This is a genomic window from Janthinobacterium sp. EB271-G4-3-2 (assembly GCF_020858035.1).
Taxonomy (GTDB): Bacteria; Pseudomonadota; Gammaproteobacteria; order Burkholderiales; family Burkholderiaceae_D; genus Janthinobacterium; species Janthinobacterium aestuarii.
The window spans coordinates 11,795-30,432 of the sequence record NZ_JACYMG010000019.1; the positions used below are offsets into that span (position 1 = coordinate 11,795).

The 18,638-nt window shown below is 63.6% G+C and carries 15 protein-coding genes; 11 read left to right on the plus strand and 4 right to left on the minus strand.

Translation table 11 applies throughout. The features are described from left to right. Window positions 1–11 precede the first annotated feature (11 nt). The 3 genes from IGS55_RS26785 to IGS55_RS26795 all read right to left on the minus strand — a co-directional run bounded on the left by IGS55_RS26785 (window position 12) and on the right by IGS55_RS26795 (window position 5,075). Complete coding sequence (locus IGS55_RS26785; RefSeq protein WP_230519257.1) at window positions 12–3,233, minus strand: efflux RND transporter permease subunit; 3,222 nt, start codon at window positions 3,231–3,233, stop codon at window positions 12–14. A 3-nt stretch (window positions 3,234–3,236) separates the two neighbouring features. After that, on the minus strand, window positions 3,237–4,409 hold the full coding sequence (locus IGS55_RS26790) for an efflux RND transporter periplasmic adaptor subunit (RefSeq protein ID WP_230519258.1): 1,173 nt from the start codon (window positions 4,407–4,409) through the stop codon (window positions 3,237–3,239). A gap of 240 nt (window positions 4,410–4,649) precedes the next feature. Continuing rightward, window positions 4,650–5,075, minus strand: coding sequence for a divergent PAP2 family protein (locus IGS55_RS26795; RefSeq protein ID WP_230519259.1), 426 nt, complete (start codon window positions 5,073–5,075; stop codon window positions 4,650–4,652). Window positions 5,076–5,322: 247 nt separating this feature from the next. On the opposite strand from IGS55_RS26795, the gene IGS55_RS26800 reads away from it, so the two are divergent. The 11 genes from IGS55_RS26800 to IGS55_RS26850 all read left to right on the plus strand — a co-directional run bounded on the left by IGS55_RS26800 (window position 5,323) and on the right by IGS55_RS26850 (window position 16,005). Then, the gene (locus IGS55_RS26800) at window positions 5,323–6,405 is read left to right on the plus strand and encodes a DUF475 domain-containing protein (protein ID WP_230519260.1); all 1,083 of its coding nucleotides are present in this window, start codon (window positions 5,323–5,325) and stop codon (window positions 6,403–6,405) included. Window positions 6,406–6,506: 101 nt separating this feature from the next. Continuing rightward, complete coding sequence (locus tag IGS55_RS26805; protein ID WP_034759261.1) at window positions 6,507–7,082, plus strand: TerD family protein; 576 nt, start codon at window positions 6,507–6,509, stop codon at window positions 7,080–7,082. Window positions 7,083–7,269: 187 nt separating this feature from the next. Continuing rightward, entirely contained in the window at window positions 7,270–7,986 is a 717-nt protein-coding gene (locus IGS55_RS26810; protein ID WP_034759265.1) for a TIGR00266 family protein, read from the plus strand. A gap of 95 nt (window positions 7,987–8,081) precedes the next feature. After that, entirely contained in the window at window positions 8,082–9,119 is a 1,038-nt protein-coding gene (locus tag IGS55_RS26815; RefSeq protein WP_230519261.1) for an ATP-grasp domain-containing protein, read from the plus strand. Next, window positions 9,116–10,273, plus strand: coding sequence for a phosphoribosyltransferase domain-containing protein (locus IGS55_RS26820; RefSeq protein WP_230519262.1), 1,158 nt, complete (start codon window positions 9,116–9,118; stop codon window positions 10,271–10,273). Before IGS55_RS26815 ends, IGS55_RS26820 begins: the two co-directional genes overlap by 4 nt. After that, window positions 10,251–11,003: an HAD family hydrolase gene (locus tag IGS55_RS26825; RefSeq protein ID WP_128140105.1), complete on the plus strand. Its 753-nt coding sequence runs from the start codon at window positions 10,251–10,253 to the stop codon at window positions 11,001–11,003. Before IGS55_RS26820 ends, IGS55_RS26825 begins: the two co-directional genes overlap by 23 nt. Beyond that, on the plus strand, window positions 11,000–12,106 hold the full coding sequence (locus tag IGS55_RS26830) for a cysteine protease StiP family protein (protein WP_230519263.1): 1,107 nt from the start codon (window positions 11,000–11,002) through the stop codon (window positions 12,104–12,106). Before IGS55_RS26825 ends, IGS55_RS26830 begins: the two co-directional genes overlap by 4 nt. Further along, window positions 12,099–13,085 carry an HpcH/HpaI aldolase/citrate lyase family protein gene (locus IGS55_RS26835; protein WP_128140107.1) on the plus strand — a complete coding sequence of 329 codons (987 nt, stop codon included), beginning with the start codon at window positions 12,099–12,101 and terminating at the stop codon, window positions 13,083–13,085. The genes IGS55_RS26830 and IGS55_RS26835 overlap by 8 nt, the downstream gene beginning before the upstream one ends. Further along, entirely contained in the window at window positions 13,082–14,326 is a 1,245-nt protein-coding gene (locus IGS55_RS26840) for a TerD family protein (RefSeq protein WP_230519264.1), read from the plus strand. Before IGS55_RS26835 ends, IGS55_RS26840 begins: the two co-directional genes overlap by 4 nt. 100 nt (window positions 14,327–14,426) lie before the next feature. After that, window positions 14,427–14,801: a hypothetical protein gene (locus IGS55_RS26845; protein ID WP_034759290.1), complete on the plus strand. Its 375-nt coding sequence runs from the start codon at window positions 14,427–14,429 to the stop codon at window positions 14,799–14,801. A gap of 250 nt (window positions 14,802–15,051) precedes the next feature. After that, window positions 15,052–16,005: a hypothetical protein gene (locus IGS55_RS26850; protein ID WP_230519265.1), complete on the plus strand. Its 954-nt coding sequence runs from the start codon at window positions 15,052–15,054 to the stop codon at window positions 16,003–16,005. Between the two features lie 121 nt (window positions 16,006–16,126). On the opposite strand, the gene IGS55_RS26855 is transcribed toward IGS55_RS26850, so the two are convergent. Next, window positions 16,127–18,565, minus strand: a complete 2,439-nt coding sequence (locus IGS55_RS26855) for a hypothetical protein (protein ID WP_230519266.1) — start codon at window positions 18,563–18,565, stop codon at window positions 16,127–16,129. Window positions 18,566–18,638: the final 73 nt, after the last annotated feature.

The window sequence follows — 18,638 nt, forward strand, 5'->3', positions numbered from 1 at the left end:
TTGGCCCGGTATTACTTTTGCAGGCTGACCGATGTCGCTTTCGGCGTGCGGCGTCCCATCAGGAACAGCACGGCCTTCTTCAACATGCGGTAGACGAAGCGCACCAGCAGCAGGGTCAGCACGCACTCGAGCAGGGTCAAGATCATGGCCACGACCACGGGCATGCGCGCGGCGCGGCGGTGGAACTTGGCCACGGCGCCGTCGCGGGCGATCTCGATGCTGTCATAGAAGGTCGGCACGACCAGCAGGGTCAGAATCGTCGAGGTGATGGTGCCGCCGATGATGGCGATCGCCAATGGACGGTAGAACTCGCCGCCCTCGCCCAGGCCCAGCGCCACGGGGAACATGCCGGCGATCAGCGCAAACGTCGTCATCAAGATGGGACGCAGGCGCATGCGGCCCGCATACATCAGGGCGTCTTCGCGGCCATGGCCCTCTTCCTCGCGCTTGCGCGCCGCGTCGAGCAGCAGGATGGCGTTCTTGGCGACCAGGCCCATCAGCATGATGATGCCGATAAAGCTCATCAGATTGAGCGTGTTGTTCGTGATCACCAGCGCCACCACCACGCCGATCAAACTGAGCGGCAAGGACATCATCACGGCCACCGGCGCCGTGAAGGAACCGAACTGCATCACCAGGATCAAATACATCAGGCCGATACCCATCACCAGCGCGATCAGCATTTCCGTGAACAGCTCTTGCTGGTCCTGTCCCGCGCCACCGAGCGCCAGGCCGTAGCCGGGCGGGAAGTCGATGGAGTTGGCCAGCTTCATGGCGTCGCTCGTCACTTCGCCGTTCGAGCGGCCTTGCGCATTGGCCGACACGGTGATCGTGCGCTTGCCATTCTTGTGCTCGATGCCGGACGGGCCCTTGCCCATGGTAATGGTGGCGATCTGGTCGAGCGGCACCATTTGCGACGTGCCCGTCACACTGATCGGCAGGCGCTCGATATTTTCCGATGTCACGCGGTCGTCGGGATGCAGGCGCACGGCCACGTCGCGCGTTTCGCCCGTCGGATCGACCCAGTCGCCCACTTCCACACCGGCAAACGCCACGCGCAGCGATTGCGCCGCGTCGTTGACGGAGATCCCCATCGAGTTGGCCAGGCCACGGTTGAGCTCGATCTGCAGCTCATTCTTCGGATCCTGCTCGGACAAGCCCACGTCGACGGCGCCAGGAATCGCGCGCAGCTTGTCCATGTAGGCATTCGTAATTTCCATCAGTTTACGCGAATCCGGGCCCGTGAATTCCACCTGGATCGGTTTTTGCGAACCGTTGCTCAAGTCGTCCTGGACCACGTATTCGGCGCCCACCAGACGCGACATCTTCTCGCGCAGCTCGACCGCGATTTCCTTGGCCGAACGCTTGCGGGTGTTGCGCTTGCCGATGTCGACATAGACTCGTCCGCCGCCCGCATTGATGGAGCTGTTGGTATCCTTGGTTTCAGGCAAGGTGCGCGCCAATACGGCCGCCGCTTCCAGTTTCAGACGCGAATACTCGATGCTGCTCGACGATGGCGTGCGCACATTGATCATCAGGTTGCCCGAATCGGATGCCGGCAAGAAACTCGTGCCGCCATGCGTAGCGTGCAGGACAATGGCGCCCACCAGGCTGCCGAAGGCGATGACGGCCATCCAGCGGCGGTGATGCAGGGCCCAGGCGATCACGCGGCCATAGCGGTCGGCCTGATGGTCGAACCAGTGGTTGAATTTATCGAGCACGCGGCCGATGCCTTTTTTCGGCGCCGCGTGTTCCTCGACCGGGTCGCCCCAGTAGGCCGACAGCATCGGGTCGAGCGTAAACGAGATGCCCAGGCTGACGAGCACCGAGCACGTCACCGTCAAGGCAAACGGACGGAACCATTCGCCGGAGATACCCGGCATGAAGGCCACGGGGATGAAGACGGCGATGATGGAGAAGGTCGTGGCGGCCACTGCCATGCCGATCTCGGCCGTACCTTCCAGCGCGGCCGTGCGGCGGTCCTTGCCCATCTGCATGTGGCGCACGATGTTTTCGCGCACGACGATGGCGTCATCGATCAGCACGCCGATGGCCAGCGACAGGCCCAGCAGGGTCATGAAGTTCAGGGTAAAGCCGCACAGCCACACGGCAATGAAGGCGGCAATCACGGACGTGGGCAGGCTCAGCGCCGTGATCAGGGTCGAGCGCCAGGAGTTCAAAAAGGCGTAGACGACGAAAATCGTCAGCACGGCGCCCAGCACCAGCGATTCGATCACGTTGTTCAAGCTATGCTGGGCGTTTTCACCGCCGTCGCGCGTGACTTGCAGCAAGGTGCCCTTCGGCAAGGTCTTGTTGATTTCCGCCACCATGTCGCGGATCTTGTTGGCCACGCTGACGGTGGACGCGTCGCGCACGCGGGTGATCGAAATGCCCACGTTGGGTTTGCCGCTGCGCATGCTCAGGCTGTTGACTTCGGCAAAGCCATCTTCGATGGTGGCCACTTGTGCCAGGCGCACGATTTCCTCGCCACGGCGCTTGATTACCACTTTCTCGAAGTCGCTTGGCGACTCGATGCGGCCCACGAGGCGGATGCTTTTCTCGTCCAGAATACCGCGCACCTTGCCCACGGGGGCATTCGTGTTCTGGTTGCGCAAGGCGGTCACGACGTCGCTGACGGACACATTGTATTCACGCAATTTTTCCGCCCGCAGCAGCACGGACAGTTCGCGCTTGAGCGAACCGCCCACGTTGACCAGCGCCACGCCATCGACGGTACGGAAGCGGTCCGACAGCACGTCCTCGGCCAGGCGCGAAATTTCCGCATGGCTTTGCGAATTCGACGACAGCGCCAGTTGCATGATCGGTTCGGCGGCCGGGTCGATGCGCTGCAAGATAGGCTCGCGCATTTCCGTCGGCAACTTGTAGCGCACGGCGGCAATCGCATTGCGGATATTGTCGGACGCTTCGATCAAATTGGTGTTGAAGGAAAACTTCAGGAAGATGCTGGCCGAACCTTCATTCGAATCACTGTTGACTTCGGTCACGCCGGAAATGCTTTGCAGCGACTTTTCCAGGCGGTTCACCACTTCGCGCTCGACCGTGTCGGGCGAGGCGCCCGGGTAAGGAATGCTGACGACGATGAAGGGCACTTCGACGTCCGGGTTCTGGTTGACGCGCAGTTTCTTGAGCGCCAGCAAGCCGACGCACATCATTGCCAGGATCAGCACGATGGTGGCCGTGGGCCGCTTGATACTGAAATCGGAAAGGAACATGGCTTAGTTTCCTTTACCGGCAACGGCGGCGCTGCTGCTGGCCACGGCGGCGGCGGGCACGGCCTTGGCTGCCGTCAATTCCACTTTCTGCCCATCCTTGAAGGTGGAACCGGGCGTGCGCAGCACGGTGTCGCCGCTGGCCAGGCCGCTTTGCACTTCCCACTGGCCCGTGCGCACGTCGCGCGCGCCGATGCGCAAGTTGACCTTATGCAAGGCCTTGTCCTTGACCTTCCACGTGTACGTGACGTCGCCCGCCTTCACCAGGGCCGAATCGGGGATCATCAGCGCGCTGACGGTTTCCGTCTCGATGCGCCCTTCCGCGTACAGGCCCGCCACACGCGGCTGTTCCTTGTCGTTGAAATCGACCAGCACGGCCACCTGGCGCGTGACGGCGTTGGCGGCAGGGTCGACTCTGCGCACCTTGCCCGCGAAATCCTGCCCTGGATAGCCATTGATGCGGAACAGCACGGGCTGGCCCACCTTGACGACGCCGATCTTGTCGGCCGACACCAGGCCTTCGAGGCGCATGCTGGTCGGATCGATGACCCGGATCAATTCCTTGCCGATTTGCGCCGTATCGCCATTCGATACCTTGCGCTCGCTCACGATGCCGTCAAACGGCGCGCGCACGAGGGTGCGCTGCAACTGTTGGCGGGCCTGGGCGGCGCGGCTTTTCGCGGCGGACAGATCGCTTTGTGCATTGTTGCGGCGGATTTCCGCGTCTTCCAGCGCCTGCGTCGACGTCATGCCCGAGGCGCGCAAGGTTTTCATGCGCTGGAACATGCGTTCGGACTGTTCCAGCACCTGGCTCGAGGCGCGGCTCGCTTCTTCGGCCGAATTGAGGCTGTCGCGGATGGCCGTTTCGTCCAGGCGCACGAGCACGTCGCCCCGTTTCACGGCTTCGCCATTTTCCTTCAGCACCTGGATCACCACGGCCGACACTTCGGCGCGCAAGTCCGCGTTGCGCTCGGGCTGCACGGAACCGGTGATGACTGGGCCCGACGCCAGCGCATTGCTCTGAATGGTCAGCAAGTCTTCCGGGGAGACCAGCAGATTGACGGCGGCGCCCGCCTGTTCCTTGCCATCCTTGCCGCCCTTGCCGGGATCTTTGGACTCTTTGCCGCAGGCGGCCAAGGCAGAAGCGATTGCCAGAACAAACAGGGTTTTGCGCAACATGGGTATTTCTCCGGATAGATAGCGCCACGACCGTCCCGGCGGCCCGGATAGGGCTGCAGGCGATAGCAAGGCATTTATTTTTATTAAAACCACAAGCGCCAAAGTATCCATGAGCGCATCCGGGCATGTCAATCGGCGGTTTCCTGTAATGCTTTATTCAATGGATGAAACGTAGTTTTTACGCCCTGAAACGCAAAACCCCGCCTTGAAGCGGGGTTTTGCGTTTCAGGAGAAGCGAACTTAGCGGGCAAACACGTAGTTGATCAGGAAACCGATGGCCACGCCCGTGCACAGGCCGCCGGCGATTTCCACCAGGGTATGGCCCATGCGTTCGCGCAAGGTCTTGTGCGTGGCGCTGGCCGCTTCGCCGGCCAGGCGGTTGATGGCGGCTGCCTGCTTGCCCACATGCTGGCGCAGGCTGTTGGCGTCGATGATGACGATGAAGGCCAAGGTCACGGCCACGCCGAAGGCGGGGTGGCCGATGCCTTCGCGCAAGGCGATCAGGGTCGCCATGCTGGATACGACGGCGCTATGGTTGCTGGGAAAGCCGCCATTGCCGACCAGGCCGAACGCCCATTGCCGCGTGCGGACACTGTTGATCAGGAATTTGATCGGTCCGACCAGGATCCAGGCGATCAGGGGCGTGACGAGGTAAGCGATATCCACGGGGTATTCCTTCTTATATAGATGTAGAGTGTGTGTCTGGGGCTGCGGCAGCCAGACAGGCGCGCCGCAATTATCGCAGATCATCGGCCCCGGCAGAACTGTCCTTCGTCGGGCCATAAAAACGCCGCCGGCGGCGGCGATCATATAAAATCATGGCATATACAACAATTGACGTATATCAACACTGAGTGCGGCGCGCACAGCGGCGCGGATAATCAAACGTCTTCATACTTGCAACGGGGTCCTCATGCGGCATTTCAGAATTTCCTTTTTAGTCACTTTTATCCTGATGGCGGTGTCGGGCTGGTGGGGTTACAGCCATGGCGGCATGGCCGGCATGATCCAGGCGCTGTGGATCACGGGCGTGCTGGGCATCATGGAAGTGTCGCTGTCGTTCGACAATGCCGTGGTCAACGCCTCGGTCTTGCGCCACTGGAATGAATTCTGGCAAAAGCTGTTTTTGACGGTCGGTATCCTCGTGGCCGTCTTCGGCATGCGGCTGCTGTTCCCGCTCGTCATCGTATCGGTGGCCACGGGCCTGGGCCTGGTCGACGTGTGGACCATGGCCACCACGACGCCGGACGTGTACGCCAAGCACCTGACGGACAACCATGCGCAAGTGGCGGCCTTCGGCGGCGCTTTCCTGCTGCTGGTCTTCCTGAACTTCCTGTTTGACGACGAGAAGGAATTGCACTGGCTGGGCTGGGCCGAGGAAAAAGTCAACGCGCTGGGCACCGAAAGCCTGGCCGTGCTGATCACCATGGGCGCCGTGGCCGCCTGCGTGGCGATGGGTCCCGTGGATGAAAAGTACAGCGTGCTCGCTTCGGGCATCGTCGGCATCGCCGTCTACATCGGCGTGAACTGGATCAGCGGCTTGCTGGAAGAAGGCGAACCGGACTTGCAGGATGACGCGGAAGAAGACGCGGCGCCGGCCAAAAACGGCAATGGCGACTTGGTAAAAACGGTGGCGCGCGGCAGTATCGGCGGCTTCCTGTACCTGGAAGTGCTGGACGCCTCGTTCAGCTTTGACGGCGTGATCGGCGCCTTTGCCATCACCAACGACGTCGTCATCATCATGCTGGGCCTGGCCATCGGCGCCATGTTCGTGCGCTCGATGACGGTCTTCCTCGTGCACAAGGGTACCCTGGACGAATTCGTCTACCTCGAGCACGGCGCCCATTATGCGATCGGGATTCTCGCCTTGATCATGCTGGCGTCCGTCAAGTACCATATTCCGGAGTGGTTCACCGGCCTGTCGGGCGTGGCCTTCATCCTGGTCTCGCTGTGGTCATCGCTGCGTTATCGCAAACGGCACGCGGCAGAAGCTTGAAATCGGGGGTTGCGCCCCCAGTTGAAAGAGTAATGGCACGAGCGCTCTGGCGCTCATCCCATGCAGGTCTGTTTGAGTTATTTATTAAAAAGGAGCACCACATGGCAATCAGTTTGCAAAAAGGCGGCAACGTCAACCTGAGCAAGGAAGCACCGAACCTGAAGAAGATCATCGTCGGCCTCGGCTGGGATCCTCGTTCGACGGACGGCGCCACCTTCGACCTTGACGGTAGCGCGTTCCTCCTGAAAAGCGACGGCAAAGTCCGTGGCGACTCTGACTTCATCTTCTACAACAACCTGAAGTCGACCGACGGTTCCGTCGTCCACACGGGCGACAACACCACGGGCGAAGGCGAGGGCGACGATGAGCGCATCGAAATCGACCTGTCGCGCGTGCCGGCCGACATCGACCGCATCAGCGTCACCGTCACCATTCACGACGCCGACGCGCGCCGCCAGAACTTCGGCATGGTCTCGAAAGCCTTCATCCGCTGCCTGAACGCGGAAGGCGAAAAAGAAATCGCCCGCTACGACCTGTCCGAAGACAGCTCGACGGAAACGGCGATGATCTTTGGCGAAATCTACCGCTACAACGGCGAATGGAAGTTCAAGGCGATCGGCCAGGGCTTCAACGGCGGCCTGGGCCCCCTCGCCCGTTCTTTCGGCGTCAACGCCTGATTCACGCTCGTTAAACCTACTGCGCCGCTCACTTTCGGGCCTGCGTTGCTCGCTGTACCTCCGTACAGCTGCGCGACTTAACCCGAAATCGAGCTTGCTCGCTACGGTTTTCCGAGGTGAATTATCTTAATGTCATATCATTGCTGCCGCCTGCACAGATCAGGCGGCTTTTTTTTGGAGATTTATCATGCCAGTATTTAGTGTCACGGGCGACGTCGATCCATTCCTGCACGTCAGCATGAAGCAGGGCGAAACCATCTATTGCGAATCCGATGCGATGGTGATGATGGAGACGGCGCTGGACTTGAAAGGCAAGATGACGGGCGGCCTGGGCAGCGCCATCATGCGCCGCTTCGCCAATGGCGAGTCGTTCTTCCAGCAGCACATCGAAGCGGTGCGCGGCAGCGGCGACTGCCTGCTCTCGCCCACCCTGCCGGGCGCCATCGAAGTGGTCGACGTGGGCGCGCGCCAGTACCTGCTCAACGACGGCGCCTTTGTCGCCGCCACTTCGGGCACGGAAATGAAGGTGCGCACGCAAAGCATCGGCAACGCCTTGTTCGCCCAGTCGGGCGGCTTCTTCGTCATGGAGACGGCCGGCACGGGACAAGTGGTGGTGTCGGGCTTCGGCTCCATGTTCCAGCTCGACGTCGAACCGGGCAAGGATGTCGTGATCGACAATTCCCACGTCGTCTGCTGGGACAGCAGCCTGAAATACGAGATTTCCGTGACCACGGGCGGCGGCGCGAGCGGCGGCGGCATCGGCGGCTTCCTCGGCAATATCGTCAACAGCGTGACCAGCGGCGAAGGCATCGTGCTGCGCTTTTCCGGCTCGGGCAAGGTGTTCATCTGCTCGCGCAACCGCGACGCGTTCCTGAAGTGGACGGCGTCGGGCAAAGCCGGCTGATTTCCCCCCTCTAAGGCCAGGTTAAGTCTGGTCGTTTAGAATCTCCGCGCGCGCACCCGCGCGCGGCTTCCCCTATTTCCACCCGGTCCCCGTACATGCAAAGAGTCTGGTTCAACAAAACATTTTCCTCGGTCGGCACGGCCATGCGTCTGATCCGCGAGGCCGACATGGCCGCGACAAACGGCGCGCCCCGCTATCACATCGTGTGCAGCAATACGAACGCGCACGCTGCCGCCTTTCTGTCCGCCCACGAATACGCGGTCGAACCGTCGGGCCTCACAGGCCTCAATTATGTCGAGTGGTGTCTGGAATTTTGCCGCGAGCGGGGCATCACGATTTTCTGGCCCGGCAAGGAAGCGGGCCTGATCGGCAGCGCCAGCGCGCGCTTCGCCGCCATCGGCACGCGCGTGCTCAGCGTGGCCAGCGAAGAGACCCTGACGCTGATGCACGACAAGGCGCGCTTCTGCGACGGCCTCGATCTGCCGATGGCGCGCCCGGCCGACTACCGCGCCGTGACCACCATCGCCGAATACGACGCCGCCTACGCCGAGCTGCGGCCGCTGCATCGCAAACTGTGCATCAAGCCGTCCGAATCCGTGTATGCCCTGGGCTTTGCCATTCTCGATGAGGAGCGCACCAGCGCCCAGCTGCTGCTGGCCGGCGCCGCCTACCAGATCAATGCGCAGGAGCTGCGCAACGGCCTGGCGCAGATGGCATCGTTCAAGACCCTGCTGCTGATGGAGTACCTCGATGGCCACGAATACAGCGCCGACTGCGTCGCCGACCAGGGCAAGCTCATTTGCGCCGTGCCGCGCAAGAAGCTGCATGGGGGCGGCAGCGGCCAGCTGATCGAACTGCGCGACGACCTGCTGGCGGCTTGCGGCAAACTGGCGCACGACTACCGCCTGAATGGCGTCTTCAACATCCAGTTCCGCGAAGGCGCGAATGGCCTGGCGCTGCTGGAGATCAACCCGCGCATGTCGGGCGGCATCGGCATGGCTTGCGCGGCCGGCCCCAACCTGCCCTACCTGGCGCTGGCCGGTTTCGACCAGGGCTTTGACAAGCTCACCGTGCCCGCCGTCCAGGAAGGCATGCGCGTGGGCGAAGCCGCCTACGCCGTGGAGCTGCCATGAACATCGTCAAGCAGCAGATGCCCACGGGCGAGCTAACCTTGACAGTGGACGAGGCGCGCTTTCCGCTGGACTGGCTGATCGGCTTTGCCGCGCGCGCCAACGCCAAGCGCGGCTTTTTATTCCTCTCGAAGGTGCTGGGCAAGCACTGGCCCGTCACGCCGCGCGCCATGCAAACCATCCACGACGACCTGGCCGCGCAGATTCCTCCCAGCCTGCCCGGTCCCGTCGTCTTCATCGCCATGGCGGAAACGGCCGTCGGCCTGGGCCAGGGCGTGTTCGAGGCGTGGCTGCGCGCCAACCCGAATGGCAAGGCCCTGTTTTTGCACAGTTCGCGCTACCGCGTGGGCACGGTGCCCTTCTTCGAATTCGAGGAATCGCACAGCCACGCGCCGCGCCAGTTTTTGCATTTGTCGGACACTGCCAGCGCCCTGTTTTCCACGGCGCGCAGCCTGGTGCTGATCGACGATGAAGCGTCGACCGGCAACACCTTCGCCAATCTGGTACAAGTGTGCCGCGCGCGCTATCCGCAGCTGGAAAAACTGCACCTGGGCGTCATCACCAATTTCATGGGCCAGGCCGCCAACGCGGGCTTGAGCGAGCGTTTCGGCCTGCCCACCAGCATCGGCGCGGCGCTCTCCGGACAGTATGCATTCCAGGCCGGCGCTGCGCCGGCACCCGTGGCGGCCAGCGCGCAGCGCTTCGAGGCGAATGCGGAACGGGGCGCCAGCCCCGCGTTCGGCCGCATCGGCGTGGGGCGCGCCCTGGCGCCGCCGCGAGGCCTGGCCGTGCAGCTGGCGCAGGAAATCGGCGCCGGCGACTCCGTGCTGGTGCTGGGCACGGGCGAATTCATGCACCCGTCGTTCCTGCTGGCGCGCGAACTCGAAGCGCTGGGCAAGAACGTCGTGGTGCAGTCGACCACGCGCTCGCCGATCCTGTCGTGGGGCTCCGTCGGCCACATCGTCAACTGCGACGACAATTACGGCGAAGGCATCGCCAACTACCTGTACAACGTGGCGCCTGGCCAGTACCAGCACGTTTTCATCTGCCATGAAACCCCGGCCAGCCCGGCCCTCATGCAACTCGCCGGCCAGTTGAATGGCCGCCTGTTCCACTTTCAGTCAGAGACCAAAATTGAAGAAATTCCTGTTTGTTGATCTGGACGACACACTGTTCCAGACCCCGAAAAAATGCCCGGGCGAGACCGACCTGCAAGCGGCCGCCTATTTGAAAAATGGCGACGCCTGCTCGTTTACGACGGCGCGCCAGCGCGCCTTCTTCGAGTTCGCGCAAAGCGGCATGACCCTGATCCCCGCCACGGCGAGAAATGGCGACGCCTTCCGCCGGGTCGACCTGCCGTTTACCAGCTACAGCGTGCTCGATTACGGCGGCATCGTGCTGCAGCCGGGCGGCGCGCTCGACTCTGGCTGGCTGGCCCTGATGCAGGACGACATGCAGACGGCCTTGCCCGGACTGCGCGACGCCATGCGCATCATCGACGATTTCCAGGTCAAGACGGGCATGCCTTCGCGCGCGCGCCTGATCGAAGACTACAACACGCCGTTCTACATCGTCGTCAAGGACCATGAAGCGCGCGGCGAACGCCTGGCCGACATCGAAGAGCAGGTGCTGCAGCAGTGGATCGCCACCGAAGGTTCCGACTACTTCATTCACCGCAACGGCAACAACCTGGCCGTGCTGCCGAAGACCTTGAACAAGGCGCGCGCCGTGGCCTACCTGCGCGCGGAACTGGAAGCCGAACACGGCCCCATCGTCAGCTTCGGCATGGGCGACAGCCGTTCGGACGCCCGCTTCATGGCCGCCTGCGACTACGCCATCATCCCCAACGGCACCCAGCTGGCGGCACTCACGGTGGCGGCGCTATGACCGACGGCACGCAACATTTCAGCGGCAGCTACCGCCAGGAAGACGTGGAGTTTCTACTCACGCCGATGGCGCTCGAACCGATACGCGACCTGGCCGAAAAAGAGCGTTTGATCCAGTCGGGCCAGCGCCACTACAGCGAAATGCTGTCGCCGGAGTCCTTGCCCTCGCCCGCCTACCTGGCCCTGTTCCAGAGCGCGTTTGCGGCCAACCGCCTGCAGATGGCGCGCGACTGCCTGCGCCTGGCCGCGCTGATCGCGGCGCGCCGCACGGGCCCCATCACGCTGGTGTCGCTGGCGCGCGCCGGCACGCCCGTGGGCGTCATCCTCGGGCACTTGCTGCGCCAGGTATTCCAGCGCGAGTGCAGCCATTATTCCGTCTCCATCATCCGCGACCGCGGCATCGACGCGAACGCCCTGCAGCACATCCTGGCGCAGGGCCATGCGGCCGACTCCCTCGTCTTCGTTGACGGCTGGACGGGCAAGGGCGTGATTTCGCGCGAGCTGCGCCAGACGGTCCACGATTTCAACGCGGCCAATGGCACGGCGATCGACGGCGGCCTGTTCGTGCTGTCCGACCTGGCCGGCACGGCCGCCTGCGCCGCCTCGGCCAGCGACTACCTGATCCCGTCGAGCATTCTGAATGCCACCGTCTCGGGCCTCGTCAGCCGCTCCGTGCTCAACGAAACCATAGCCCCCGGCGACTTCCATGGCTGCGTGTACTACGCGCAGTTCGAGCAGCACGACCAGTCGCGCGCTTTCGCCGACGGCCTGGTGGCCGATGCCGTGGCCATTGCCGCCAGCAGCGGCGTGCCGCTGGCCGAAGCGAGCGATGCGCCAGCCATGGCGGCCCGCTCGCAAGCCTACATGGCCGCCGCGCAGCAGGAATACGGCATCAGCGACATCAACCTGATCAAGCCCGGCATCGGCGAAGCGACGCGCGTGCTGCTGCGCCGCGTGCCCGAACGCCTGATCGTGCGCGACACGAATGCGCCGGACGTGGCACATTTGCTGCTTCTGGCGCAGGAAAAAGCCATACCCGTCACAGTAGAACCGGCGCTGCCTTACCAGGCGGTCGCCCTTATCAGGAGCGCAGTCGATGGATAACAACTCCCTACACCCGCAAAGCGAACACAAAGCGGCGCTCGGCGCCTCCATGTATGTGCCGACCACGCACAAGGATTTGCTGGCGATCGCCAATGGCGACAAATTCAGCCATTTGCGCTCGGTGATCCTTTGCACCGAAGACGCCATTGCGGAACGCGACCTCAGTTACGCGCTGTTCAATCTGTCGCTGGCGCTGCAAAACATGTGCGACGACTCGGATACCTTGCGCTTCGTGCGCGTGCGCAATCTCGACGTGCTGGCGCGCGTGTTGGCCATGCCCGGTGCCGACAAATTGAGCGGCTTCGTGCTGCCGAAATCCACGCGCAGCAATTTCAACGCGTATTTCGAGCTGGTGCGCCACACGCACCATCTGCTGATGCCGACCCTGGAAACGGCGGAAGTATTCGACGACGAGGAAATGAAGCAGTTCCGCATCATCCTGTCCGCGCCGGAAGTGCGGCGCCGCATCCTGGCCCTGCGCATCGGCGGCAACGATCTGCTGGCCCTGCTGGGATTGCGCCGCCCCACCAGCGGCACCATCTACCAGACCCCGCTGGGCCAGGTCATCGGCCGCCTGGTCACCATCTTCAAGCCGCACGGCTTCCAGCTGACGGCGCCCGTCTTCGAGCACCTGTCGCAGGGCAGCTGGCTCGACGCGGAAGTGGCGCAGGACATGGCCCATGGCATGATCGCCAAGACGGCCATCCATCCGGACCAGGTGCCGCAGATCGAACGCCATTACCAGGTGGCGCAGTCGGACATCGAACTGGCGCTGCGCATCATCGACCCGGACAGCCCGGCCGTGTTCCGCATGCAGGAATCGATGTGCGAAGTGGCGACCCATTCCAGCTGGGCGCTGCGCATCATCGAGCAGGCGCGCCTGTTCGGCATCCGCCATGCGGCCGATGGCGCCGCCGCGCACCATCCGACTACCTCATTGACTCAACTCTCAAGCGACGAAGGGATTGCACGACCATGACCAATTTCACACGCGGACAAAAAGGCAAACTGGCCGACCTGGGCTTGAACGGCCCGTTTGCCGTCACGCTCGATATCGTTTCGGGTTCGATGGAAGTGGACGTCAGCTGCTTCGGCGTCGATGCGGCCGGCAAGCTGTCGGACGACCGCTACATGGTGTTCTACAACCAGAAAAGCGCGCCGGACAACGCCGTCACGGTGGAGCTGAATGGTCCCCGCTCCACCTTCCAGGTCGACCTTGCCCGCCTGCCCGCCTCGATCGACAAGCTGGTGTTTACTGCGGCGACGGAACAGGGCAGCATGCGCGCGCTGGGCAACTCCAGCATGGCGCTGGGCCAGGCGGCCACGTTCGCCTTCACGGGCAACGACTTCCAGGACGAGAAAGCCGTCATCATCGGCGAACTGTATCGCCGCGACGGCAGCTGGCGCTTCGGTGCCGTGGGCCAGGGTTTCGCGGGCGGCCTGGCGGCGCTGCTGAAGCACTTCGGCGGCAGCGAAGCGGGGGCGTCCTCCCCGGCGCCAGCACCGGCTTCCGTGCCTGCGCCAGCGGCACCGCCGCCGGCGAATAAAATCTCGCTGTCGAAAATCCGCCTGGAAAAGCGCGGCGACAAGATTTCGCTCGACAAGCGCGACAGCGGCGGCTATGGCCGCATCAAGGTCAACCTGAACTGGAACCAGAATGCGTCGCAAGGCCAGGCGCCCGCCTCGAAACTGGACACGGGCTTCCTCGGCAAGCTGTTCAACAAGCCGGCCGGCCGTTCGGGCGGCATCGACCTCGATATCGGCTGCCTGTTCGAAATGAGCAATGGCAGCAAAAGCGCCGTGCAGGCACTGGGCAACAGCTGGGGCGCCTACGACCGTCCGCCGTACATCCACCTGGAAGGCGACGACCGCACGGGCAGCATCAGCAGCGGCGAAAACATCTTCATCAACGGCACCCATTTCGACCAGATCAAGCGCGTGCTCGTGTACGCATTCATCTACGAAGGCGTGCCGAACTGGGCCGCCACCGATGGCGTCGTGACGATCGAGATTCCCGGCCAGCCCACGGTGGAAGTGCGCCTCGACAGCGACAGCCAGCACGCCATGTGCGCCATCGCCATGCTGGAAAACCACGGCGGCAACCTGCAGGTGACAAAATTGGTGGAATACTTCGGCGGCCAAGGTAAAATCACGGCGCACCAGGCCATGGACGAGCGCTACAATTTCGGCCTGAACTGGAAAGCCGGACGGAAAGACTGAGTGTAGGTACACCACTAGCGGAAGGCTGGGGTCAGACCCGCCGGGACTCGGCGTCCCCGTCTGACCCCGGGTTTTCTTCAATTTAACGATAAAAGTCAACATGACCCCTACGACCAAAAAAGTCACCTTCGCCTTTGCCATCTTCCTCGTGGCCGGCTTCCTGCTGCTGGCAGCCTACACGTGGATGGCCCTCAGCTTCTCGTACTCGGAAGGCGAACGGGCGGGCTACCTGCAAAAGTTCTCCAAGCGGGGCTGGATCTGCAAGACATGGGAGGGTGAGTTGCTGCTGACGGCGCTGCCGGGCACCATTCCGGAAAAATTCCAGTTCAGCGTGCGCGATGAGGACGTGGCGAAGCAGTTGACGGCCGCCGCCGGCAAGCGCATCCTCGTCACCTACAGCCAGCACAAGGGCGTGCCCACGCAATGCTTCGGCGAGACGGAATATTTTGCCGATAAGGTCGTATTGAGCCAGTAACACCGCAATGTCGCAGCATCGCGCCGGCCAGCCTTTCTCGCGCCGGCGCCATTCCCTCCTCCAGCTACCGCCCCTCTTCCAGCCATCGATGCATGGCGCGCCTCACGCATTCTCGCTTTCTTATACACTCGTGATGAGTTCTGGCTGAAACAGTTTACAAATGTAGTCAATGTGCAAGAAGCTTGCGCAATCGCATGACACTGCGCCAGACGACCGTTAGCGTGTATTCACCTCTGTCACTGGAAACGCCATGCGCCTGCCATACACCGTCCTGGCCCTGCTGGCCGCCGCTCTCCCCCTGTCCCCCCAGGCACAGGATATCTCCGGCATGGCAGGTTCCCTGAAAGTCAACTCGACCAATGAACGCACCTTTGTCGGCGCCATCAGCTACACGCAGCCGGTGGGCAATTACAATGCGGTCAGCCTGTCGTATATCAACGAAGGGCATCCGGAAAACCATCACCGCGACGGCATGGCGGGCCAGGTCTGGCTGCGCACGAAAAACGTGGAGCAGGGCTTGATGCTGGGCGCCGGCATCGGCCGCTATTTTTTCTTCGACACGGCCAAGACGGACGAAGCGCCGCACAATTTCGACAATGACCACGGCTGGGGTTCCATCGCCAGCCTGCAGGCGCGCTGGCAGTTCGACAACCGCTGGTATGCCTTGGCCCAGGTCAACCGCATCCGCCCCAGCGGCAAGGACACCACCACGCACCTGCTGATCGGCGCCGGCTACCGCTATGACGGCGTGCCGGGCGCCAAGCTGCACCTGCAGAACTGGGCATACGACGACACCTTGACCTTGTCGACAGGCCACACCATCGTCAACAGCTTCCGCTCCGAATCCTCGCGCCCGTTCACCCTGGAATACCGGCGCGCGGCGGGAAAATACGTGGACTGGAGCGCCACCCTCATCGACGAAGGCAGCACGGCGCTGGCGCACCGGCGCGGCGCGGCCGCCCAGCTGTGGCTGATCCGCTCGCTCAATGAAAAGGTGGAATTCGGCATGGGCGCCGGGCCGTACGTGGCGTGGGACGGCCGCAACACCCAGGGCCACGACACGCGCCTGACAGGCTTGCTGTCAGCCGTGGCCCGCTACCACGTCAACCGCGACTGGCTGGCGCAAGTGGCGTGGAACCGGGTCATCACCGATTATCACCGCGATGCGGATGTGCTGCTGGTGGGGGTGGGGAGAAAATTCTGATGGAAAGACGTAAAAAATCTTGCTCTCCACTAAAATAACGATATCGAACAAAACCGTAGCGAGCGGCAGTGATTTGTGGCCGCAAAGCGCGCCGCGCGGTAGGTTTGGTTCGGTATCCTGCCTAGCGCGAACGCCAGACGGCGCCGGCTGACTCGTTCGGCTGCGTCAATCTCTCGATCACTTCCCGCGTCAAACTGGCCGAGCTGACCTGTTCGGCTTTCGCGCGGGCGGCGGTCAATGAACTGGAAAACGCGCTTTGCGGCTGTTCCAGGCTGGCGCGCAGAGCGGCCAGTTCGCGCTCTTGCTGCTGCGCGCGCTCCATTTCCCGTTCCAGCAATTGCTGCTTGGCGGCCGCCATCGCGCGCGTCGTCTCGGCCGCCTTGCGCTGCAGGGCCGCATGGGCCTGGGCGCTGGCCAGCAAGGCTTGCTGCGCGTCGAGTTTCTCGCTGGCGGCCTGCTGCGCGGCCAGTTCCAGCTGCTCGCGCTGGCGCATGGCGTCGAGCGCCTGCTGTTCCATCGCGGCGCGCGTTTCGGCGGCTGCCGTCGCCTGCTTTTCCGCTTCCAGACGGCCGGCGATGGCTTGCGAGGCGCGCTCTTCCGCGCTGCTGGTCTGGCGCTGCTGCACCAGTTTTTGCGCGATCAGGGCCAGCGACTCGCGTTCGGCCGCGACGAAATCGCGCTCGGACGCCAGCAGCGCATCGGCTGCTTGCGCCTTGTCTTCTTCCACGCGGGCGCGCTCGCTATGCACCTGGCCCAGCTCCACGGCCAGGCGTGCCTGCGCCTGCACGGCTAGCGCTGCGGCGGCCTTTTTTTCGCCTTCGACCAGGGCCTGGTCCATCAGGATGCGGATGGCGTCCGCTTCCTTTTGCGCCGCTTCCCGCAAAGCCTGTTCGGCCGCGTGCTGGCCGCGCAGCAGTTCCGCTTGCGCGCCTTCTGCGGCGATGCGTTCCTGCGCCGCGTTGAACGCCAGCGCTTCCGCCTCCAGTTTTTCTTTCAGAGCGGCGATAGCGGCTTGTTCGGCGGCCAGGCGCTCCTGCTCCGCTTGCAGCAGCTGCTCTGCCTGACGGGCTTTTTCCTGCGCCAGTTGCGACGCTTGTTCCTGCGCGGCCAATGTCGCCTTGCCGGCATCGACTTCGGCCTGCTCGGCTTCATTCTGGCTGGCGGCCAGTTCCGACGCCTGGCGCGCCAGTTCGGCGCGTTCCTGCGCCAGGCTGGCGGCGCGCTGCTGCTCTTCCAGTTCACGGGCGGCTGCCACGGCGGCGGCCTGCTCGGCCGCTTCGCGTGCCTTGGTTTCTTCGAGGGCCGCCGTTTCCGCTTCCAGCTTGGCGTGGCCGGCGATTTCCGCATCCTGTTCGGCCGTCACGCGGGCCAGCGCCACGGCGCGCAGCTGGCGGTCCACCTCGATGCGTGCTTCGGTGGCGGCAAGGATGCGCACGTCGGCATCGCGGCGCGCCTGCGCGCTGGCCACGGCGACCATTTCCAGGCGCTCGCGGTGGATGGCCGCGTCGCGCAATTCTTTTTCCGTCTGCAGGCGCAAACGCAGCGACTGCGCCGCATGGCGTTCCGATTCCGCCTGCGCCAAGGCGATGGCTTCGCGCTCCTGTTCCAGATGCGCCAGCGCGCGCGCTTCTTCCAGGGCGCGCACTTCGGCGGCGGCGCGGTTGAAGGCCGATTCCAGCGCGATCTGGTCGGCGCGCTCGCGCTGCACCGTCAAGTCCAGCGCTTCGCTTTCCGCTTCGGCCAGCATCTGCGCCGTCTGGCGCGCGCCGTGCGCATGGCGCTCGCGTTCACGGGCCAGCACGGCAACTCGTGCATCGGCCGAGGCGATGCCCACCATTTCTTCCTTGGCCGCCTGCACGGCGGCGACGCGCTCGACGGCCTGCAGGCGCGCCTGCTCCGTCTGCACTTGCAATTCTTCGGCGGCGCGGGCGGCCTGCTCGGCCAGTTCCGACTGCACAGCCACCTGCTCGCTGGCGCGCAAGCGGCTTTCCTGCTCGGCGCGCGAACGCTGTTCGGCGGCCAGGCGAATTTCATTGTCGGACTCCACGCGGGCGCGCAGTTCGGCCGTCTCCTGTTTGACGGCTTCCAGGCGGGCCACGCTCGCTTGCGCGGCGGCGCGCATGGTATCGAGACGTTCGCGGTTGGCGGCAATCGCTTCCTCGGCTGCCTGCGCATTTTGCTGGGCGGCGGCGGCGGCCGCCGCGTCGATGGCGGCGCGGTCCTCGGCCAGCGAGCGCACGCGCGCCTCGGCCAGGGCCCGGCTTTCGGCGGCGCACGTGGCCTTCGCTTCCGCTTCCACCCGGGCAATCGCCTCGTGGATGGCTTTCAATTCCATTTTCTGGCGTTCGACGGCGGGCGCCTTGGTATCGGCTTCGGCTGCCGGCTCGGCTTGCGGTTCGGCTTGCGGTTCGGACGCGATGGCGGCAGCTGGCACTTCCGCCTTGCGCTCCAGGTCCTTGAAATCATGCAGCGAAACGATGCTGTCCTGGTCGAACTCGTCGTCGGCGGAATACGCAACGGTGAGGGAGGCGGCCTGGCGCTGATTTTGCTGTGCTTGCATGATTTCTCGCTTGTTCGGGTGAATTCCGTTGCTTCTAGGAATTTATTAGCACCATTATCGAACAGGCATGCGC